Origin of the sequence: Methanothrix soehngenii GP6 (assembly GCF_000204415.1) — an archaeon.
In the GTDB taxonomy this organism is placed as follows: Archaea; Halobacteriota; Methanosarcinia; order Methanotrichales; family Methanotrichaceae; genus Methanothrix; species Methanothrix soehngenii.
On sequence record NC_015416.1, the window covers coordinates 1,221,484 to 1,241,962 of the forward strand.

Sequence of the window (20,479 nt, forward strand, 5' to 3'; positions counted from 1 at the left end):
GCAACTGTTCGATAGATTTTAATAAATCATCATAAAAAAATTTGATGCCGCTAAAAATTGAATCTTTTTCCAATGATAATCCCATTTGAAATGCTTTTGCTAAAGATCTTCACTCCGAATTTTTTTCTTGATATCGTCGCGAATTCCATGAATACAGGATGGAGCAGCAGGAGATTGGCCCCGGCTTTATCTGGGACGGAAGGGACTGCTATCGCACTCAAACAACGCTTACAGCTAACTTCAATATGGAGCCGCCCAAAACACGACGGCAGAAAGCGTTAAGCTTTAATATGATTTCCACCAGGGCTTCGAAACCCAACGAGGGTGGTCTTTTTTATCTACTCTATCTTATCACTCATCGAAGGCAGACCTTTGCGATTCATATCAAAGAAAATCACCGTTGCAACAATTGCTCCTGCGATCATCCCAATAATTCCGGGGGTGCCCAAAAAGTATCCCACAGCGGCTCCAATAAATAACACTATTATATATGTAAGTGTATTCATTCTCCTCAGAACTCCTGCACGGATGTATTAGATGTAATAAATGAAAAAGTTTGTGTTCATTGCTTACCTGAATGATGTTTCGAAAAGGCTTCCATGCCCGGCCGGGCAAGGCGGATCAGGTGATCCAGGGCCGGGCCAAGATCTTCGAGAGCGTGAAGATGGATTCCAGAGATATCTTTGAGCGATGGACCATATCTGGCTTGTTTAAGAATATGCTCAGGAGAATATGATGGCACTTAGGCGTGTGCTAGGGATTCCATCAGATCTCTGGGCGTGATAATTCCCCACAGCGCGCCATTATCCGAGACTACGAGCTGCCTTGCACCCGTTTTTCCCATCATCCTTACCGCCTCGAAGATGGGCGCATCGGAGTTGATTGTAAGGAAGCCCGGAGTCATGATTTCGCGCACCTCTCTATCAGTTCTGCCTTCTGCTACCGCCTTGGCTATATCTACCATGTTCACAAGACCGGGGGATCTATCTTCCACTAAAGCCTCCTGGGCCCCGTTGATGACCAATATCCTCGATGCTTCTCTCAGAGTGGTGTTAGGACTGATGCGGACTGCACGCCGGGCAACCGTCTTGACTGAGCGTCTGGGAATCGAGATCATTTCAGTGAGATCCAGGACAATCCTGCTCGCGGTGATGTCTAATGCCGCAACCTTGCCGCGAATATATAGCTCGCTAATAGGAGTAGGTCCAACCTCAACCTCATCCCCTACGCTGAAGTCTTTGATATTGCCGCTTACGCGAATGGATATGCAGCTTTGGCAGGGTGGGCGCATGGCATTATTGAAGACAATTTCGGTTGCGCTCGCGCCCTCGACCACAATGCCATTCTTAACTATGTGCACTGCAACTTCGTCTCCGTCCCCATTGTGGCCCCTGCTCAATGCGTCGTACGCTGTGGCCGTGGCCGTATACCCACCCCTGGGGCCAGTGACGCTCTCTACAAGGTTTAAGGCCTTAAGAGATCGCATTTGGATCCTTATCGTTTCTGGATTGCGGTCCATCAACTCTCCGATCTCCTTGGCCTTGACTGCCCGGCTATCTGTACGGTGGAGGTTAACCAAAGTGGATAGAGTATCTCTCTGAACTGGTGTTAAATCTATTTGGAGCCCTAGGCTAAGTATTCCGATAGCTGCAATGACGAATATCGTGTATGGGTCTAGATTTGTCAAGAAATTCGTAGCAGATGCCGATCCCTCAAGTCTTAGGGACGTTATTGGGGAGGGAGGCAAACCAACAGTGGTTAATGCTCCAAAGCCTGTCGAGAGCCCTCCCATCACGACAAACCTTGCTGTAGCCTTGCGATTGAAGGAAAGCATGAATGCTACCACACAAAGCACCAAGAGCGGAAGTATCGGCGTGATGAAGATAGCTAATAGCCCCAGCATGACTATGATCGTGGCAAGTAATACATTCAAAGGGATTTCCTGCAATGCAGAGCCCAATTTGCCATCGAACCATAATTCCCTGCGGCGAGCTAATGCATCTACTAAAGGCTTAGCTGGTGCCATAATCTTCATTGCAGCCGAATATAGCTCAGATAAATACTGCCGTAGCATTTTTGTTGTCCCACTAGGAATGACCATTGGCTTTTCCTGGATTTAGCCATTGCGGTTATCAAAGTCGTTCATCGATCGTCTCCCATAAGACTCGTGGATATGCATTAAAGACATAAATGTACGAAAAATTTCAGCCCGCTAACGGGCCGAAGGGTATGTAGAAGATCCACACGAAGTAGACCAGCATCAGTACTAATCCCACAGGCACTCCCAGGCGAGCCCACTCCTTTGATGTTATTCCCAGCTTGTTCGCGGCGATGATATTGGGTATGTTTCCTGGAACCAGCATGCCCCCAGCGATCAATAGCCCCATCAGCGCCGCGGTGATCTGACCTATGGTCAGGCTGGGAGCAATCTCCGCTGCAGTCAATGTGGCGTTATCAAGGATCGCCGATAACATGTTCACCCAATAGAGAACCTCGGACGGTATGGCTGTGAAGTACTTATCGATGATGATCTTCATGCCGGCGCCTAATAGGAGGAGGGCCATCACGAATACGTAAACCTTGGCAGCCCTCGCGCCCACATCTCTCAGAGTCTCAGTGTCCTCCACCATTGTAACGCACTTCTGCTTGGTCGCCTTACCGGTGAATAATACGCCCAGCACTCCCAGGGCCAGAACCCCCGGAATTACGTATAAAGCCAGCTTCTCGAAGAGGAAGAAGAATCCGGCGTTATATGGTGGCCCCTGCAGCTTGGATATGGCAATGGTTGAGAGCGGCTCGCCCAGCGGTGTGAGCACAGCTCCCAGTCCTATGGCGAAACAGGTGATGATCACCAGGTTGATCTTGTCCTTGCGCTCCAGAGGCATGCAATTGACCAGCTCCACCAGCAGAAGGGCAGCGATGATAGCCGTGATGACGCTGGATATCAATCCCAGGCCGACGATCATCACAAAGGCCACCGCTTTGATTGAGGTATTATCCAATACATAGCTCATTGCGCTCTGAGCTCGGCTACGGCCGTAGTGGAAGGCCATCCCTGCCACCAGCACCGCAGGCACGATGCCCTTTACCACCGGTTCCATAACCGCCTCTTCCACCAGCCTCATCTCCCAGACGCCGGCTATGGTGACGGAGAGCACTCCCATCACAAATAAGAATGCCTCGAGGTTATGCTCGATCTTCTTCACGGTGAAGGGTCCAATCAGCACTGCCAGGGCTACCAATCCCAAACCAATATCGACCGCTGTTATGCCATAGCCCAGATTGACCGTTGCAGTCTGGAGCATCGAGATTCTGCTTGCTGCGGCGGCAGACGCTATGGCCACAGCCAGACTCGCCGCAGCCGATAGGAGCATATAAAATCCATTGTCAGCTTGGGTAGAATGCGATCTCAAGTGCCTGGTTATGGCCACGAATGACACGGCCCAGGTCGCAACTATTGCCATGGCTACAGCGATATTCGTCGTTGTCATCAAATCCATGGCACGGGGAGTGGTCTGCATCTTCAATAGCTCCCTTCCGGCTGCGGCAGACGCTATCGCTACAGCCAGACTCGTCGCAGTGGAGAGGAGCATTATAAACCCATTGTCAGCTTGAGTGGAATGCAATTTCAAGTGCCTGGTTATGCCTACAAAGGATATGCCCCAGATTAACACCACCGCTATTGCCAAAATGATGTCTGCCGTTGTCATCAAACGCATGCCGGAGGGAGCAGTCTGTACCATTAACAGCTTACTTCCGGCTGCAACTGCTATTGCCACTGCGAGACTTGCAAATATGGAGAAGAGCATGTAAAACCCATTGTCGTCATGGGTGGCGTGCGATCTAAGGTATTTATTGATCGCCGCGAAAGATAAGCCCCAGCTCGTCAATGCTGCAATCGAGGCTATTATGCTTGCGGTTTCTATCCCTGCATACATATTCGTTCACCTCAATTCGGCAGGAGGCCCCGTCCTTCAGGGTGGGGAGGAATGCCGAAAGTTCTATATGTATATGGATCGTTATTATCTATGCAATGATGCAAACCCTCAAAGTCAAACTGGATACCTCGGCTGAAGATAACCGTGCGCTCCTTGAGACTATGCATCAGTTCAACGCCGCCTGCAATTACGTGGGGGAAAAGGCTTTTGAACTCCATACAGCCAACAAAATCGAATTGCAGAAGATTGTTTATCGTGATATTCGGGAAATGTTTGGCATCTCTGCTCAGATGGCTGTTAGGGCCATATCCAAGTCCTGCGAAGCCTACAAGAGAGATAAGTCCATTAAGCCCAAATTTGATCCCAATGGAGCTGTTATCTATGATCAGAGAATCATGTCCTGGAAGGGACTCGATAGGGTATCCTTGCTGACGCTCGATGGCAGAATTAAGCTGCCTGTCGTGATCTGTGATTACCATGCTCCAAGGCTTGATAGAATCCGAGGTCAGGCGGATCTCATCTTCCAGAATGGGACATTCTATCTTTGTGTTGTGGTCGATGTTCCCGAGCCAAAGAAGTCTGTTCCTCAAAATGTTCTTGGTGTTGATCATGGAATCAAGAATATTGCAGTAGATTCTTCGGGTGAAGAGTTCTCTGGTGAGAAGATTGAAAAGGTTAGATCCAAAATCGATAACCTCAAAGCCGATCTTCAGAGCTGTGGAACAGATAGCGCAAAACGTCATCTGAAGAAGCTTTCCGGTAAAGAAGCTAGGTTCCATAGAGACGTTAATCATTGCATCTCTAAGAAGCTGGTTGCGAAGGCCATAGACACCTCGTCTGCTATCGTGTTGGAAGATCTTTCTGGCATAAGAGAGAGGATAACGGTTCCAAAGGCTCAGAGGCGCAAACAGCATAACTGGAGCTTCTATCAACTCAGGCAGTATATCGACTACAAGGCCGCCATAGCTGGTGTGCCCTTGATCTGCATTGATCCTGCTTATACTTCCCAGGAATGCCCTATCTGTCATCTTATATCTCGATCCAACCGTCCTACAAGGGACGAATTTTCGTGTGTCTGCTGCGGCTTCTCTGGTCCGGCTGACACAATCGCAGCACGGAATATTGCTGCAAGGGTATCAGTCAATATGCCCATCGTGGCCCGACTTTTTGCGGAGCTACAAGCCCATCCCTTCAGGGAGGGGTAGTTGACCCTTGCTTTCTTGAACTCGCTGCCCATGTTGTTATCCTTAGATATCGACTCCGAATGCCACACCAACAAGAAGAAGGGCTCCTGCAAACATGAATAATCTAACACCCCAAATTGCCATTTTCTCATGAGCTGCTATTCCTTCAAAAGCCTGCATCTCCATGGCTTTTACCTTCTCCTCCGAGAAGAATATGCTTATCAAGCCAAGTACTAGAATAATCAGTAGTATGTATAGGCTTTGCAGCTCCAATGGCAAGATGCCTGCTGAAGGAAGTTCTCCCTGCATTTTCGTAACAGCAATCTCCGATGAAAGCCCTTCTACATAAGGCAGAGCAGCCCCTAGAATGATGGAAATGCATCCCAATGCCGTGATGATCGCTCTTGACCCGCGTGGGAGGGACAGACAGTTCACCGCTTCCACGAGCACGAAGAATGGAATTATCGGTGTGATAATGGCCGCGGATAGTCCCAACACAACTACAATCTCCAGGAATATCACTTTCATGGTGATCCCATCCAGGAGAATGTCGTTTATGCCCTGCAAAAAGCGCGGCCTTCGGTAGTGCACTATCAATCCAGCCACTAAGACAGAAAGCAGTATGCCAATTACTACTGGTTCCTGGACCGCTTCCTCAACCAGGTCTATGTGCCAGGATCTTGACAATACAATGGCGCAGGCACCTATCAGAAACAAGAATGCTTCAAGATTGCGTTCGATCCTCTTGATCAACAGGGGACCTAAGAGCACAGCCAAAAATATCGCAATCAATCCTGTTTCAACTGGGATTAACACCATCTTGAGATCACCTGTTGACGAATACGTCTTTTAGCTTCAATTCAAACTATAATTGAAATTAGTGATATTCTCATATTAAAGCATTTTGATACCCTGTGTGGGATCAATTGCTAATTATTATTCATGATGCTTATCTTATATAGGATATCCGGAAATAAGGATTGTCTAGTTTGATGGTTTCTATCTTAGTTTCTCGCAAAAGTCATATTGGTCTCCTGATCATATTTAATGTTTTGGTCTTTATTCTGGCAATACATGATAATTATTAATAGTTAAGTAAATCTAGCCGATCTTGATCCACTTTTTCGTCCTCATTTTTCCGTCTCCACACAGGGAGTCCTTGTTCTGGAAATTTGTGGAACAAAAGAGGGTTTCAGCTCATCTTAGACAAATAATGGGCTCCTCGCTATTTGGTATGGGAGAACTTGGATCGCAAATTCTCTGTATCTTTTTGCCTCTGTGGTGAACCGCTATGCTCCAACTCAACCACAGAGGCGCAGAGGAACAGAGGCCATATTCTCTGCCTGAACTCACCCACATAATTCAGCAACGAGTCAAATAATGGACTGAGCGCCTGAGATGTTTCAGCAATGCATAAGAATCCAAGACTCGGGCTGGGGGTGGCAGGAAGAGACATCAAGATCGGACACCATAAATGGCTAGTTTCAATATGTAAAGCCCCCAACCAAATGGCAGAAGGCCGATTAGCACGAAGTAGATCCCTGCAAAGTCATAAAAGATCAAAATATCTCTAATACCGCTTGTTGAGCTGATGAATCCGCTGGCCACCATTATCAATCCAATGGCAACTGCCGAGATCCTGCAGAATTTCTCTGGCCATCCCGCCCCTATGAATTGCTTGGAAGCTGGTTTGACCAAGCTTAGCACATATACACCACTAAATACGATCAGCAAACCCGCAGTGATCACTGTAATATCACCCTTGCCAGTGATCAATGCCATCGCTCCACCAAGCATCAACAAGAGCCACCCCGTGGCTGTAGCTGCAGATCTTCCTCTTATCATCGGCGCTCCGAATTGACTTGGCTAATTACGCAGAAAAAGCATGCCTCGTCGAGGGATTCTCTGGAGATATCCTCGAAGCCACGAAGGAGGGGGTATTGCAGTCCTAATCCTGGGCAAATGGCTTGCTAGGTGCTCAACTCGACATACTTATGAAACGCATTGCATTAGTTATATTAGATAAATTTCTGCTGAGTTTTTGAATAATCTCGGGTCGGAAGCTTCGTATTGAAGCCTAAGGCAGTCCAGGCAAATCTGGAAACATTATGGTAACTAGAATTGCCAGGCACAGCGTTGCAACGAGGAAGGCTATTGCAGGTATTTTATCGCTCATTTCATCTCCTATCCAGACCAAATTAACCATTAATAAACATTAACAATTTTAGTATTTATGCTTTTCTTATTGCATTGTCGAATCCTGCACAGATTCTTATAATAGAATCTTTTCTAGGTCGTGCATTCAGCTCTTGCTCTGATCACTAAGACCGGCCGATCGCCAATCTTCGCCACATCGTAGGTCGTGCTCCCCACACCCAACTGCTTCAACCAGCCCGTTCCATGGGAGCTCATCGCAATCAGCGACACATTCTCCTTCTCGGCCAGGGAGATTATCTCCTCAGCGGGATTTCCCACGCTTGTGTGGATTTTGACCTTTATTCTGGCCTCCTCAAGCTCATCCCGGATGACATTGAGCTTCCTGGTTGTCTCCTCTGTTTGGGCTTCGATCTCTCTCCAGGTCTCTCCCCGATAGACTACATGCTGGAGCAATATCTCTCCTACCCCTTTAGTCCTCTTGATGAAAGCAATCGCCTCTTCGGCCGGCTTCGATAAGTCGGTGGGACAGAGTATTCTTGAAAAGGGATGCGAGCAGAATTGCTCTAAGCTTGGGCCGCTCCTGCCTTCCAGGATCTTGTAGCGCATAAGAAGAATATTTGTGTTCCCATAGCGAAGAACGTTCTTGGCGACGTTTCCCAAAAATATGCCCTCCACGACACCCTTGCCTCTCGCGCCCATGACGATAACGGAACTCTCTTCTTCATCCGCTACCTTCTGGATCACTCTGGAGATATCCCCCTCCATTATGGCCTCTGTTCTCGTCTTGACGCTGAGGCCTCGGCTGCTCAGAATCTTGCTCTGTTCCGTTAGGTTTGCTTTAGATTCATCGATCCGCCCTCCTGGGTTCCATACCTTGGCGAGAGGATCTGCAGGGCCGATCACATGCAGGAGCACCACTTCGTTCACGCCCGGAAGCTCTTTTACGCACTCCAGGACCTTCTGGGAGTACTTGGAAAAATCCGTGGGGAATAAAACCTTTTCAAACATATCAACCATCTCCGGAATTAATTCATCATTATGATATTTCAATTCATCGACTATAACAATTAATAATGAACTAGTTAAATGCTTGCCTTCAAGAGGGCGCATTAGAAGGGGAGATATCTGGATCAGATGAAACTCGAAAATGCAATCCACTGGCAATTTGCCAAACGTTTTCAAGGGAGACTTTCTGGAGCAATCACATGCTCCTCACAAAAAAAAGAAGTGATGCTAGCATCACTTCTAAAGGGCAAACTCAACGTGGAAAGGTATGTAGAAGATCCACACGAAGTAGATCAGCATGGCGATTAGGCCCAGAGGCACACCAAGCTTCGCCCACTCCTTGCTGGTGATTCCCAGCTTTCCTGCAGAGATGATGTTGGGGATGTTGCCGGGAATCAGCATGCCGCCTGATACGAGAAGGCCCATCAGAACCGCCTGGATTTGGACCATGTCCATGGCCGGGCTGAGCTCAGCCGCAGTCAGTGTGGCATTGTCCAATATGGCCGAGATCATGTTGACCCAGTAGATGATCTGTGGGGATATGCCGAGTAGGTACTTATCTATCACTACCTTCATTCCCGAGCCGAGGAGCAGGAGGGCCATGACGAAGATGTAGACCTTGCCTGCTCTGACCACTACCTCTCTTAAGCCGCCGTCCTCCTCCTCAGCGACCATGCACTCAGAGAGCTTGGCTTTGCCGGTGAAGAACATGGCCAGAAGGCCGAAGGCCAGGCAGCCCGGTATGATATATACGGCCAGCTGATTGAACAGGAAGAAGAATCCGGCGTTATAGGGCTCACCCTGCAGCTTGGTGATGGCGATGGTGGAAAGGGGCTCGCCAACTGGCGTGAGAACTGCTCCCAAGCCGATGGAGAAGCAGGCGATGATGACCAGATTGATCTTGGTCTGGCGGTCAAATGGCATGCAGTTCAAGAGCTCCACCAGGAGGAGCGAGGCTATGATTGCGGTTATTATGCTGGAGGACAATCCCAGAATGACTACGATCAGAAATACGATAATCTTTATTGGGATCACCTTAGTGATCTTACTCATCGCCATCTGAGCATAGGAACGACCATAGTGGAAGAGAATGCCGGCCACGAGAACTGCGGGAACTATTCCCTTTATTATGGGCTCTTCGAGGGCTTCCATCACAATCTCCATATTCCAGCCAATGAGCTCAACCTGATGCTCTGTGTATCCCAGCGTCGCCATGAGATCGGGCTTGCTGTAGAAGCTTGATATGGTTACTGCCAGTACGCCCATGACGAACAGAAAGGCTTCCAGATTATGTTCTATCTTCTTGACCAGGAAAGGTCCGAGAAGAACAATTAGTACAATGACAAATAGGCCAATGTCCAGCGGGTCAAATTGCACAAATATTCCCTCCAATATTTATAAAATCTTCAGCATCAATGGTCTCTGTCTCTGCAGGCCAGAGGCTGTCAATGGGGCTCATGGCTCCGGTGGTATGGCAATGTGTATCCATTTGCCCCAACTCCACTCAAGCTCACTATATAGCGAAACCATACGACCACTCCTTCTATCCCTGCATAGACAGGCTCCCTCATTCGGAGAGTCTCTTATTTGGATGCTCAACCCAATATTAAATGCTTTTGGTTTTTTGTTTTGGGAGCTCAAACGGATCTGACACCCAAAAAAAGCCTGGATCGAGTTATATATCTGAAAAATAAAGCATCTAGAAAATGTGGTAATTGATACAAGAATTCAAAAAGCTGAATTGGACCAATAAAAATTTGATAAAAAAGAAAAATGGCTAATAAGCAGCCATCTTCTCCTGCCTCAATATCAGGACCGGCCTGGAAGCGGAGTTGGCCACGTCATAAGCGGTGCTTCCTATTCTGCCCTTCTTTATGGCCGAGGCTCCCTGAGAGCTGATGGCAATCAAGGAGACATCCTCTTTCTCAGCCTCCGATCTGATAACCTCGGTAGGCTGGCCCACAACCACCTTGGATGATACCTGCATGCCTGCCATCTTCAGATTCTGGGCGATCTCCTCGATCCTTTCTTTGGCCAATGCGACATTGGCCTCGATCTCCTCGTCGGTCTCCCCCTTGGAGACGACATTGAGCAGCACTATCTCTCCAATTCCCTTCAGGCTTTTCAGGAAGGACAGGGCGACCTCAGAAGTCTGGGAGAGGTCGGTTGGGAAGAGAATTCTGGCAAAGACTCGGGCGCAATACTTCTCCATGGTATTATCATCCAGGGTCTTGTAGCGCATGATCAAGAGGTGCGTCCTGCCGAAGCGAAGCACATTACGTGAAGAGCTTCCCAGCAGAGTGCTCATGATCAGGCTCCTTCCCCGCGCTCCCATGGCCACCAGGGAGACGTTCTCTTCCATTGCCACTTTATTGATGGCGCTTGCCACCTCGCCCTCTAAAACGGATACCGCCTTTACATTAACCGTTACCCCGGGGGATTTAATGGCGTTCTTCTCCTCTTCCAGCTTCTTCTCGATATCCTTTATCTCCGATACCGGATCCCAGACACGGGCGAGCGGATCTCTAGAAATGACATTGAGAAGTAGTACCTCTTTCAATCCCGGCATTTCGCCGATGCATTCGATCACTTTCTTGGCATGTTTGGAGAAATCTGTGGCGATCAACACCTTTTCAAACATTTCTAGCTCACCTTAATGAATTAGTTCCATTTCCTGATATTTCAATCTATTTCAGCAGAGTGGGGTGCCGAAGGATTGCTCTTCCAGCTCCATCAGCTTCTGCCATGCTTCCTTGCACTGGCAGTGCAGATCATCGAAGGGCCTCGCATCCTGGGTAAGATCGTGCTTCCTGATCGCCTCCGCCAGGGCGGCATCGCACTGGCCGCAGTTATGGGGCCCCCGCCTGGTGCCTGCACCCACCGGATCGCAGATGATGGGGCCTGGGGAGCTTTTCAGCACCTCAAGGGCGGACCAGAGCCATGGTGGCCGATACTCGCCCTTCTCCCACATCCTCTCCACCACTGTATTGCGCTGCACATTGCACAGGTTCAGGGAGATGATGTCTGCATAAGGGCGTGCTGCCCGGGCGGAGGATATGGCATCACGCATAGCCTGCCCTTCGGTGAGAAAGGGCGGCTTCAGGAGCAGATAGGCCTTAACCCCTCCTCCCTGGCCGTGCACCATCTCCGAGGCGCGGACGAAGTCCTGGAAGAGAAAACCCTTGCGGATGAGGTGCTCTCTGATCAGGTCGTTTGCACTCTCAAGGCCCATGGCGAACTCGGTCTGCAGGTGGGAGAGGCACTCCTCCACCGCATCAGGGTTCACGTACTCCGGCCGGGTCTCAATGATCAGCTTCTCGATCCCCGCATTCTCCAAGCGGCGCAGTATCTCGATCCTGGCCCCCGCGGGCATCTCCTCAGAGTCCAGGAAGCTGCCGCTGGTGTAGATCTTGACCACTGTCACCTCTGGAGAGCACTTTTCCATGGCGCTCTCGAACTGGATTATCAGGTCGTCTGCCGAAGCGGGTGCGCCCTCGCCGGCATAGCCACACATGGTGCAGCGGTTCCACCTGCATCCCACCGTGCGCAGGATCATGGTCAGAGCCTGGGCAGGGCGTCCATCCACCAGATCCTGGGATCGCCATACGCTGACCGGCCTTCTTGGGTCCCTTCTTTCCTCAGATCTTGTCATCGTCTACCCGAGATACTGCAGTGCGCTGATGCCGGCGGAGGCGCCCGCACCCACAGCAGTTGCCGCCTGCATCCGTCCGCCGGTCATGTCCCCGGCGGCGAAGACACCGGGCATGCTCGTCTCCTGGTTGAGCCGGTTGATCTTCACAAAGCCTCCAGAGGTCATATCCAGGCCAAGGTTCTCTGCCAATTCCACATTGGGCTTCATGCCCATCTCCACGAAGACCCCTTCCACCTTCAGGGAACGGGGGGTTCCCCCCACATTGAACTCCACGCTTTCCACGAACTCTTCCCCTCGGATCTCGGCAATCTGCGCGCCAAAGGTGGCGGCATAGTTGGTGAGCGACTTGATCCTTTCCAGATACACCGGCTCTGCAACCAGCTTCTCTTTGGGTGATATGAGGTGGACTCGGCTCGCGATATTGGCCAGATAGAGAATTGCTCTGGCTGCGCCATTGCCGTAGCCTACCAACGCTACTGATTTGTTCCGGAATAAGGCACCATCGCAATGGACGCAATAGGAGACCCCTCTGGCTGTCAGCTCCTTTTCGCCTGGAACCCCTATCGGGCGATGGCTGGCCCCCATGGCCAGGATGATCGTCTTGGACTCGTACTGCCAGTTCTCAGTCTTCAGGCGGAAGAAGTCTCCCAGGTTCACGATCTTCTCCACCAGTTCCGTCTGGTTCTCCGCTCCAAACCTCTGGGCCTGGGCCAGCATCCTTTCCGAGAGCTCAATGCCGTTAATGCCCTCCGGAAAGCCGGGATAGTTCTCATAGAGGCCACCCATGGCGGTCTGAGAGCCGTAAATGCTCCCCAAAACCAGAGTCTTCTTCCCTCCTCTGGCGCAGTACATGGCAGCGGTCAGCCCTGCCGGGCCTGCTCCTACTATGACCACATCATACAAGCGAATTCACCATAAATCAGCACCCCTTCAAGGTAGATAAAGTGTTCAGTAATGTGGTAGGCTTTCGGGGTTCTATCTGCCCGCAATGTTTTTAGACTAGAAGGTTGTTGATGGGGATGCTTCCAGCAAGCGCCGCGCCGATAGTGTAGCGGTTATCACTAGGCGTTGCCAACGCCTAAACTCGGGTTCGAATCCCGATCGGCGCATATAAAGGCAAGTCATATCCTGGCGACAGGGTCCGTCTGGCAGGTTTGCTTGACAATTTTTTTTGCTCTTCTCTGAATTATATAGATGAAGTCCTGCAGAGATAATCGCCTCTGCTACTCGGCGTCTCTGTGGTTGTGTCTGAGCATATCGGTTCACCAATCTTGCGACTAACATAATTCTTCAGATCCCATCGGTCCGCCCGGGGGATTGGTGAGATAAATAAAATTGCATTATTCTGCCCACAAATCCTTACAATTGGTAGGTATGCTCTTTTATTCTGAGAGATGATATCCGAGCATGAATTATGAGGCTCATGTATATTTTGATCCTGCTGGCTCTGAATGCATGCTCTTTTGCCTCTGCTTCTGGATCCGTAGTGATAAACGAGGTGGAGCTGGATTATATCGAGGATGATGCTGAGATCCAGTGGGTTGAAATATATAATAATGGCGAGGAGGAGGTTGATGTGAGCGGCTGGGCGATCATGTCCAGTGATGATCGATCCAGAAAGGAGTTCATTGATGAGGGAACTATACTTTCTCCTGGAGATTTTTATCTGATGTACTTTGGGGAGAAATGGCTGAGCAACTATGGTGCAGTCATAATCCTGGAGGACGATTTTGATCATGGGGTTGATCGCACTATCAGCATATATGATAGCCAGGAGGATGGCTGCGCCTGGGGCAAATATCCAGATGGCGCTTCTGAATGGATGTTCATGGAATCCACACCAGGCGCTCCCAATTCCGGCGTTCAATGCGATGTGACGGCGAGCAAGGCGGTCATATTCAATATGGATGGCAGCGTATCCGGCAGAGGCTATTTGAACCTGCAGAACCGAGGCGGCGATCCGGTTGGCGGCAGTTTTATCTCTCATGAGCATGGATCAGGCGATTACAGTGCCGATTCCTCTTTCCGGATGGATATAAACGATGTCATAAATGTCAGCAGAATTGATCTGAAAAAGGATGCCCTTTCCATGCGCTACAACCGCACCTTCAATGGTCTGCCTGGCAATAGGACTGTATATTATGACTCTTTATGGGCAGAATCGTCCTCGATCAAGAGCATGAATGAGGGGGGCGAAGATGGATCAATGGCATCTCAGTCCACCACTTATGGAAACTCGATATCAAAGGACGTTGCGGTCCAATCCAAATATGGATCTCTTAAGATGAAACTCAGCTCAGACTCGGTCGGCAGGACCAATGTAGAATACTGCTCAGATAAGCTTAAGCTCTCCGAGGAGTACTTGGGCGGATTCCATATTGAGGAAACCATCACCAAGGGTGAATATCAGAGGGCAGTGAACTCCACAGACGAATCGGGCTATGTGGATGTATACAAGAAGGTGGGTGAGGACTATTCCAGCTATGAGAGGGGAAGCGGACTCTATCAGGCGGAGGAAATCATCGAGGCGGGAGATTATGCCCGAAAGAATGTCATCTTAGACTACATGCCAGCCGGCTATTCATACTCTAATGACTCAGTGGCAAATCGATCTCATATGTGGGAAGAGGGGTTCGGGCTGAATGCCACCAATGGCCTCTATGCAGAGGAGCACTATACCAACCTGGCGAAATTGGAGAAAGAGGTCGAGGTCAAATGGCCCAATGAGGTGAGGACATCCTCCAGCTTCATAGGCCAAGCCAGCTTGAAGTCCGTCTTCAGACGAGGGAACAACAGCACCGATCTTGCCCTGCTGGAGGATGATTATATTGGTGACTACAAGATCGACAGGACGATCTTCATCCTTCCCAAGTATGACTCGCCCCATATGTCTGTGTACAAGCAGGGTTATGTCGATCCAGATCGCTGTGATGTCCTCAGATTCGCCGTCACTGTGGTCAATGACGGGAATCGGACGTTTGCGCCTATATATGTCCGTGATACATTTCCCTCGGGAACCCGCTTCATAGGCTCCTCTGTTGAGCCGATGGAGCTCGCCCGGACCTATGGCAACTGGTCGATACCAGCCCTAGGCTCGGGGGATTCGTTCACGATCGATATGCAGTTCAAGGTTATCACCAGAAAAGAGAACTATACGAATCGGGCGAGGGCTAACACTATCTATGTCTATTCCTCTCGGGGAACGCCCAGAGAGCGCAAGCTCAGGGTGAGCAACAGCACCACCCTGGATTTGGATTGGAGCGGCTGTCCTGCCGAATTGCTGCCCTTGGACTTCACTGCTACTCTCTCCCCAGTAGACGAGAAGATTGTAAGCTACCGGTTGATATTGAATAACACCGCTGATTATACTATGAGCGCGAACATCACTGCTCTATTGCCTGAGGGCATGAGCTTCATCAACTCCACCACTGCTACCCTGGAGAATGATTCTGGTGTGGTCAAATGGAGCATTCGAAGGATCGACGCCGGACGAAGAAGGACGGTGAGCTTCATGGCAGGGGCGGAAAGGGAGGGCCTTTTCGAGGTCAAAGCACTGGTATCTGGTAGCTCCACCGAGGGCAACGAAAGCATATCTACCAGTTCCTCCGCCCTTGTTGTAGTAGGCAAGCCTCCCCGGGCATCAAATATAGAATCGTTGCAGTCTATGCAATGGCTGCCATGCGGTGATAGCGCTCTGTATCAATCCCTGGCAAAAGTAGATGCCGGAAGCAGGTCGGAGATCAAATGCTGTTCCTGGTGATAACGAGAGATTCTCTGAAGGATAATGATAAATTGAACTCCCTCTCCAATTATCCGAACTTGATTAAGTCATTGGGAAATGGTTAGCGCTTTTCCGCCGCATTCCTCTGCCATCCATGGCACAGCTAAACTTTGTCCTCTGTCATGTGCTCCTCAATGTTCAGTATGCTGCAGATCTCTTTGAGGCCCAGCAGCATCTCCTTGCCTGCGGGTGTGATTTTATACATTTTACCCTCCTTAACCAGATAGCCCTTATCGGTCAGCCATTTCAGATAAACTCCTGCATTCTTAAAATTGAGGTTTATTTGATAGACTATCCTGGTCTTACTCGCTCCTTCTCCACTGCATATTTCCAGAATGCTGCTCAGTACCTCCAGCCTGGTTCTCCTTGCCATCTTTTTCCCTCTAAAAAAATATCCTACTATAGCTGGATTTGAATACTGATAAACCTTTTGTACTTTTGTTACTGAATACTGAATCGATATCAATAGGTTCTGTAATATAGCTGGATAGAAAACTGGCTATGAACGAGGTCACATGAAAACAAAAAAACAGATTTAAATCACCCGAAGATAGTCATCGGGACAGGATAGCGAGGATCTTGCGGTCAAGCTCTTCTGCCCCCTGTCGCAGCTTAGGGTCCTCAAGGGTCATCAGCTTTGCCAGATCTCTGCGCAGGGGCCCCAGGATGAGATAATCCTTTGACCCATCGGCAGAAGATGCCAGCTCTTTTAGCCTCTCCAATCTTTGCATCATAGCATCCGGTTTATGCAATAGATCGGACAGTTCCCTCAATGCTCCTGCCACCTGCCTTCCCCGGTCGGTCAGCACCAGGAATCTGACCCTACCCTCTGGCCGGGAGATTATAAGCCCTTGCTCCTCCAGCTCGCCCAGGATGCTGGAGGTATGGGGAAAGGTGGAGTCTATGTGCTTGGCAATCTGGGCGGCATAGGCCGGCTCCATCTCGCTTAAGGCCAGGACGGCGAGGGAGGGCTTTTCCCTGAGGAAAAGCCGCTGCAATGGATCCTTCATATTGGATGCTATCGGTCTATCGGCCCTTCTCACTCTGCCTGCTGGCTATCCTCTGGCCGAATCGAAACCGGACGAACAATGACCGCCTCTAGAGCTTCAGTCGGTGGGGCTATGGTCCCTGGCTTGTCGAAGTCATAATACATGTCGCTCGACTCCATGCTGACCTCGACTGTTCCCAGCTCAATCGATTCGTTGAACATGGTCATCTGGCTGGTGTTCATGTCAAGGCCAGCTACGATTATTGGAGTCATTTTAAAGCTCGTCTTGCTCTCGTACTTGACGGGGATATAGGTGTTCTTTGAGATCCAGATGGTCTTCTCCATCCTGCCTGTCTCGTTCAACTCCGTTCGGTTGACCGAGGGCATGAACATGGGGTAGGAGACCAGATTGGCGGCCATGCTAAAAGCGGTTTCATATAGGGCATCGCTCTCAGCCGCACCGTTTATGATTCGCAGCTTATAGGCGTCGGTGCCGTTTATGTTCTCCGAGCCAGCCAATTCCGCCTGAGAGATATTGAAGGTCTCGGCCATGGCCTTTATCTGGTTATTTCTGCCATCTTTCCAGATCTCCTCTGCTGTCATCGGATCCTGGAGATGGGTCCAGTTGCCGTTATCCCTAATGTAGGTCGAGTTGCCCATTTGGTAGAGATCTGCTTCATTGGTGGTGGTGTTCCTCTCCGATCCACGATGCTCCACCTCAATAGTGGTTGAGCCTCTGGCATGGGCCTGCTTGCCGGCAAGGTTTACAGTGGCCGTGGTTTCCGCACTCTCTTTTATTATGGTTGCGTTCTCTGCAGTGGCATTTTCCCCTCTGTCATTGAGCGTTCTGATGTTGGATATTGTGCTCTTGAGACTGTAGCTGGTCAGGTTCTCTGCCGCGGACAGGGATAAAGCCTTTAAGTCTTCCACGCTCTTTTCCGGCGTATCCTGGTTCTCGGTACAACCGGATATAGCCAGGGCAGCAAGTATCAGAATTACCAATAGCACTCTCTTCATATCATCATCCCTTGATAGATTTCCTTTAAATTTTCGCTTATTCAAAATTAGCCTTAACCTCATCCCTTAGCCTTGAACTTTTCCCCTGTGATCATCTCGAACAGCTTGATGTAGATCCGGCTTGTCTCCCCAACCACATCATTCGGAAGGGCGGGTATAGCAGGTTCCGCTTTTCCCTCTTCTCGGGCCTGGTATAGCCGGTCCTTGTAGCCCGTCTGACGGTAGTACTGGCGCACATACTCCTTGGAGAGATCAACGAGCTCTCCCTCATCGTAGCGCTTCCTATCCCAGAAACGGTCCTCGTCTGCGGTTCCATAGACATCGACGATCATTATCTGTCGATCCATATCGAAGGCCAGCTCTTTTTTGCCGTCTGCGTGGATCAAGCCACGACTGGCGACGCTGCGGTTGATATCCTCATCGATCTTGAGAACAATATCCCGGGCATCCTCGTACTCCTGAGGGGAGAGGCCGGATATCTGCAGTGCCTCTTCCTTTGCAATAAGTCGGTCGGTCTTCTCCAGCTTCGTGGAGACCTCCAGGAATGGTTCGGGCAGCTCTTCTCCAGGTTTCACCACATGCCCTGATGCAAAGCCTAGATCTTGAGCTGCTATCTCACCGGCTTTTACCCGGTCGAAGAGGGATCCAGCCACATACCAGCGGCATATCCATTCCAGGGGAATCAGATAGTTTCTGGATTGGGGTGTGATCCTATTCGTGGGAAGGATATCCACCTTTTTGCAGAGCATACCGGCCGGCGGCAGATACTGCAAAAAGTGTGTCCTGATGCCCATTTCATCTGCCCTTTCAAACCAGTAGACCCCCTCCCGGCTGAGGGTCTCGCCTTTAAAGGGAATGGTGCTCGGAATTACCTTGTCGAAGACGGAGATATTGTCAGTGAATTGAAACTCCAGTCGGTCTCCCAGGTCGTATGCCTCTTTAACCTTGCCTTTCAATAGAAGCGTGCGTTCCATTGCCGGAGATGAACCTGGCAAGAAGATAACACTTTTGCTATTATGTCTCGCAGACTTAAAAAAAGGGGATGATCGGAGAGGTTTATTCGAAGTCCTCTCCACCCATGCCGCCGGGCATTCCGCCTGGTCCGCCCGCAGGCCCGCCTGCCTTGGAGGCGATGACATCGTCGATCCTGAGTATCATGACTGCTGCCTCGGCAGCTGAGTTGATGGCCTGGGTCTTGACCCGCAGGGGCTCGACCACACCCAGCTTCATCATGTCTACAGGAACGCCGGTATCCATGTCCAGGCCGGAGCTCTTGATACCCTTCTCATGCTGGCTGCGCAGGGCAACCAGAGAGTCGATCTGGTCCAGACCGGCGTTCTCGGCCAGGGTCTTGGGTATGACCTCCATGGAGTCGGCGAAGGCCTCGATGGCCAGCTGCTCCCTGCCACCGACGGTTGCTGCATACTCTCTGAGACGAAGCGCCAGCTCTACCTCTGGAGCGCCGCCGCCGGGAACGAGCATCTTGTCCTCCACTACGACCCCCACCACTCGCAGGGCATCCTCCATCGCTCTGTTCAGCTCATCCACTACGTGCTCAGTGCCTCCTCTCAGGATGATAGAGACCGACTTGGGATTCTCGCATTCCTCGACAAAGGTCATCTTCTCGTCGCCGATCTTTCTCTCCTCGACCAGGCCTGCTCTTCCCAGATCCTTCTCCGTCAGGTCATGGATGCTGGTGACAACCCTGCCGCCAGTGGCGCGAGCCAGCTTCTCCATGTCGCTCTTCTTGACCCGGCGCACAGTGTAGATCCCTTCTTTGGCCAGGAAGTGCTGGGCCAGATCATCGATGCCCTTCTGGCAGAATACCACATTGGCCCCGGTCTTGATTACGTTGTCCACCATGCCCTTGAGCATGCTCTCTTCCTGATCCAGGAAGGCCTGAAGCTGATCTGGGGATGTGATCTCTATTTTGGCATCGACCTCGGTCTTCTCGATCTCGATGGCAGCATTGAGCAGGGCGATCTTGGCCCCGGTTACCTTCTTTGGCATATTGGGGTGGAGCCTATCCTTGTCGATGACCATGCCGTGAACCAGCTCGGAGTCAGTTATCCCTCCTCCTACCTTCTTCTCCACGGTGATGTTATCGGTGTCCACAGAGCCGTCCTCATCCACCACGGCCTTAACTGCCTCCACGGCCAGCGCGGCAAGCTCCTCTCTGGCGGTCCCTGATCCCTTGCCCGTCATGGAGGTGATGGCAATCTTCTTGAGAAAATCGGCATCATTGACAGTGACGCTGACGGCAATCTTATTTAGGATCTCCATGGCTTTGTCTGCTGCTGCCCTGTAGCCCGCGGCGATGACTGTGGGATGAATCTCCTGGTCCAGCAGTCCTTCTGCCTGCTTGAGGAGCTCTCCTGCCAGGACTACGGCAGTGGTTGTGCCGTCTCCGACCTCAGCATCCTGGGTCTTGGCGATCTCTACCATCATTTTGGCTGCCGGATGCTCGATGTCCATCTCCTTTAGAATGGTGACGCCGTCATTGGTTATTACCACATCTCCCAAGTTGTCGACCATCATCTTGTCCATGCCCTTGGGGCCGAGTGTGGTTCTCACGGCACCTGCGACTGCCTTTGCAGCCATGATGTTTGACTTCTGTGCCTCACGACCTGCAGTTCTCTGGCTTCCTTCTTTAAGAATAATTATGGGCTGTCCGCCCAGTTGTCCTGCTGCCATTTAATCTCCTCCGTTGAATTAGTTCAAAGCGTGATATCCGGTGTTTAAACTTCTATATGAATA

General features: G+C 50.5%; 19 protein-coding genes and 1 tRNA gene. 4 read left to right on the forward strand and 16 right to left on the reverse strand.

Annotated elements, in window-relative coordinates; translation table 11 throughout:
- Positions 1–338: 338 nt before the first annotated feature.
- Positions 339–506 (reverse strand): hypothetical protein, encoded by a 168-nt coding sequence (locus MCON_RS16070; protein WP_157863697.1) that lies wholly within the window; start codon positions 504–506, stop codon positions 339–341.
- 71 nt (positions 507–577) lie between these two features.
- Here MCON_RS16070 and MCON_RS16075 point away from each other — a divergent pair, with 71 nt between their 5' ends.
- Entirely contained in the window at positions 578–736 is a 159-nt protein-coding gene (locus MCON_RS16075) for a hypothetical protein (RefSeq protein WP_157863698.1), read from the forward strand.
- A 6-nt stretch (positions 737–742) separates the two neighbouring features.
- Here MCON_RS16075 and MCON_RS06060 read toward each other — a convergent pair whose 3' ends face one another.
- Together MCON_RS06060 and MCON_RS06065 are read right to left on the reverse strand one after the other, a co-directional pair.
- A complete protein-coding gene (locus MCON_RS06060) occupies positions 743–2,026 on the reverse strand; it encodes a CBS domain-containing protein (protein ID WP_162145004.1) in 1,284 nt (427 codons plus the stop codon).
- Positions 2,027–2,204: 178 nt separating this feature from the next.
- Positions 2,205–3,305 carry a DUF1646 family protein gene (locus MCON_RS06065; protein ID WP_013719131.1) on the reverse strand — a complete coding sequence of 367 codons (1,101 nt, stop codon included), beginning with the start codon at positions 3,303–3,305 and terminating at the stop codon, positions 2,205–2,207.
- A gap of 728 nt (positions 3,306–4,033) precedes the next feature.
- On the opposite strand from MCON_RS06065, the gene MCON_RS06070 reads away from it, so the two are divergent.
- Entirely contained in the window at positions 4,034–5,143 is a 1,110-nt protein-coding gene (locus MCON_RS06070; protein WP_048131998.1) for an RNA-guided endonuclease InsQ/TnpB family protein, read from the forward strand.
- A gap of 42 nt (positions 5,144–5,185) precedes the next feature.
- On the opposite strand, the gene MCON_RS06075 is transcribed toward MCON_RS06070, so the two are convergent.
- From MCON_RS06075 to MCON_RS06105, 8 genes are all read right to left on the reverse strand, one after another.
- Positions 5,186–5,941: a DUF1646 family protein gene (locus tag MCON_RS06075; protein ID WP_013719133.1), complete on the reverse strand. Its 756-nt coding sequence runs from the start codon at positions 5,939–5,941 to the stop codon at positions 5,186–5,188.
- Positions 5,942–6,577: 636 nt separating this feature from the next.
- Positions 6,578–6,967 carry a hypothetical protein gene (locus tag MCON_RS06080; RefSeq protein ID WP_157863700.1) on the reverse strand — a complete coding sequence of 130 codons (390 nt, stop codon included), beginning with the start codon at positions 6,965–6,967 and terminating at the stop codon, positions 6,578–6,580.
- A gap of 232 nt (positions 6,968–7,199) precedes the next feature.
- Positions 7,200–7,328 (reverse strand): hypothetical protein, encoded by a 129-nt coding sequence (locus MCON_RS16860; protein ID WP_269798850.1) that lies wholly within the window; start codon positions 7,326–7,328, stop codon positions 7,200–7,202.
- 83 nt (positions 7,329–7,411) lie between these two features.
- Positions 7,412–8,287, reverse strand: coding sequence for a universal stress protein (locus tag MCON_RS06085; RefSeq protein ID WP_013719135.1), 876 nt, complete (start codon positions 8,285–8,287; stop codon positions 7,412–7,414).
- Between the two features lie 237 nt (positions 8,288–8,524).
- Positions 8,525–9,661 (reverse strand): DUF1646 family protein, encoded by a 1,137-nt coding sequence (locus MCON_RS06090; RefSeq protein ID WP_013719136.1) that lies wholly within the window; start codon positions 9,659–9,661, stop codon positions 8,525–8,527.
- A 400-nt stretch (positions 9,662–10,061) separates the two neighbouring features.
- On the reverse strand, positions 10,062–10,925 hold the full coding sequence (locus tag MCON_RS06095) for a universal stress protein (protein ID WP_013719137.1): 864 nt from the start codon (positions 10,923–10,925) through the stop codon (positions 10,062–10,064).
- 51 nt (positions 10,926–10,976) lie between these two features.
- Positions 10,977–11,936 (reverse strand): archaeosine biosynthesis radical SAM protein RaSEA, encoded by a 960-nt coding sequence (locus tag MCON_RS06100; RefSeq protein ID WP_013719138.1) that lies wholly within the window; start codon positions 11,934–11,936, stop codon positions 10,977–10,979.
- Between the two features lie 3 nt (positions 11,937–11,939).
- Positions 11,940–12,830, reverse strand: coding sequence for an NAD(P)/FAD-dependent oxidoreductase (locus MCON_RS06105; protein WP_232844379.1), 891 nt, complete (start codon positions 12,828–12,830; stop codon positions 11,940–11,942).
- A 143-nt stretch (positions 12,831–12,973) separates the two neighbouring features.
- On the opposite strand from MCON_RS06105, the gene MCON_RS06110 reads away from it, so the two are divergent.
- Positions 12,974–13,045 (forward strand) — tRNA-Gly (locus MCON_RS06110).
- A 305-nt stretch (positions 13,046–13,350) separates the two neighbouring features.
- Complete coding sequence (locus tag MCON_RS06115; RefSeq protein ID WP_048132002.1) at positions 13,351–15,696, forward strand: lamin tail domain-containing protein; 2,346 nt, start codon at positions 13,351–13,353, stop codon at positions 15,694–15,696.
- Positions 15,697–15,820: 124 nt separating this feature from the next.
- Here the strand turns inward: MCON_RS06115 and MCON_RS06120 are convergent, their stop codons facing one another.
- From MCON_RS06120 to thsA, 5 genes are all read right to left on the reverse strand, one after another.
- Positions 15,821–16,090, reverse strand: coding sequence for a winged helix-turn-helix domain-containing protein (locus MCON_RS06120; protein ID WP_013719141.1), 270 nt, complete (start codon positions 16,088–16,090; stop codon positions 15,821–15,823).
- Between the two features lie 181 nt (positions 16,091–16,271).
- Positions 16,272–16,727, reverse strand: coding sequence for a helix-turn-helix domain-containing protein (locus tag MCON_RS15135; RefSeq protein ID WP_013719142.1), 456 nt, complete (start codon positions 16,725–16,727; stop codon positions 16,272–16,274).
- A 29-nt stretch (positions 16,728–16,756) separates the two neighbouring features.
- A complete protein-coding gene (locus MCON_RS06130) occupies positions 16,757–17,722 on the reverse strand; it encodes a hypothetical protein (RefSeq protein ID WP_157863701.1) in 966 nt (321 codons plus the stop codon).
- Between the two features lie 59 nt (positions 17,723–17,781).
- Positions 17,782–18,696 carry a phosphoribosylaminoimidazolesuccinocarboxamide synthase gene (locus MCON_RS06135; RefSeq protein WP_013719144.1) on the reverse strand — a complete coding sequence of 305 codons (915 nt, stop codon included), beginning with the start codon at positions 18,694–18,696 and terminating at the stop codon, positions 17,782–17,784.
- Between the two features lie 82 nt (positions 18,697–18,778).
- Positions 18,779–20,416 (reverse strand): thermosome subunit alpha, encoded by a 1,638-nt coding sequence (gene thsA / locus MCON_RS06140; protein ID WP_013719145.1) that lies wholly within the window; start codon positions 20,414–20,416, stop codon positions 18,779–18,781.
- Positions 20,417–20,479: the final 63 nt, after the last annotated feature.

Coding starts and splice junctions, on each gene's coding strand:
- MCON_RS16070 (WP_157863697.1), bottom strand. CDS start 506: ATGAATACACTTACATATATAATAGTGTTATTTATTGGAGCCGCTGTG.
- MCON_RS16075 (WP_157863698.1), top strand. CDS start 578: ATGATGTTTCGAAAAGGCTTCCATGCCCGGCCGGGCAAGGCGGATCAG.
- MCON_RS06060 (WP_162145004.1), bottom strand. CDS start 2,026: ATGGCACCAGCTAAGCCTTTAGTAGATGCATTAGCTCGCCGCAGGGAA.
- MCON_RS06065 (WP_013719131.1), bottom strand. CDS start 3,305: ATGCTCCAGACTGCAACGGTCAATCTGGGCTATGGCATAACAGCGGTC.
- MCON_RS06070 (WP_048131998.1), top strand. CDS start 4,034: ATGATGCAAACCCTCAAAGTCAAACTGGATACCTCGGCTGAAGATAAC.
- MCON_RS06075 (WP_013719133.1), bottom strand. CDS start 5,941: ATGGTGTTAATCCCAGTTGAAACAGGATTGATTGCGATATTTTTGGCT.
- MCON_RS06080 (WP_157863700.1), bottom strand. CDS start 6,967: ATGATAAGAGGAAGATCTGCAGCTACAGCCACGGGGTGGCTCTTGTTG.
- MCON_RS16860 (WP_269798850.1), bottom strand. CDS start 7,328: ATGGTTAATTTGGTCTGGATAGGAGATGAAATGAGCGATAAAATACCT.
- MCON_RS06085 (WP_013719135.1), bottom strand. CDS start 8,287: ATGTTTGAAAAGGTTTTATTCCCCACGGATTTTTCCAAGTACTCCCAG.
- MCON_RS06095 (WP_013719137.1), bottom strand. CDS start 10,925: ATGTTTGAAAAGGTGTTGATCGCCACAGATTTCTCCAAACATGCCAAG.
- MCON_RS06100 (WP_013719138.1), bottom strand. CDS start 11,936: ATGACAAGATCTGAGGAAAGAAGGGACCCAAGAAGGCCGGTCAGCGTA.
- MCON_RS06115 (WP_048132002.1), top strand. CDS start 13,351: ATGAGGCTCATGTATATTTTGATCCTGCTGGCTCTGAATGCATGCTCT.
- MCON_RS06120 (WP_013719141.1), bottom strand. CDS start 16,090: ATGGCAAGGAGAACCAGGCTGGAGGTACTGAGCAGCATTCTGGAAATA.
- MCON_RS15135 (WP_013719142.1), bottom strand. CDS start 16,727: ATGAAGGATCCATTGCAGCGGCTTTTCCTCAGGGAAAAGCCCTCCCTC.
- MCON_RS06130 (WP_157863701.1), bottom strand. CDS start 17,722: ATGAAGAGAGTGCTATTGGTAATTCTGATACTTGCTGCCCTGGCTATA.
- MCON_RS06135 (WP_013719144.1), bottom strand. CDS start 18,696: ATGGAACGCACGCTTCTATTGAAAGGCAAGGTTAAAGAGGCATACGAC.
- thsA (WP_013719145.1), bottom strand. CDS start 20,416: ATGGCAGCAGGACAACTGGGCGGACAGCCCATAATTATTCTTAAAGAA.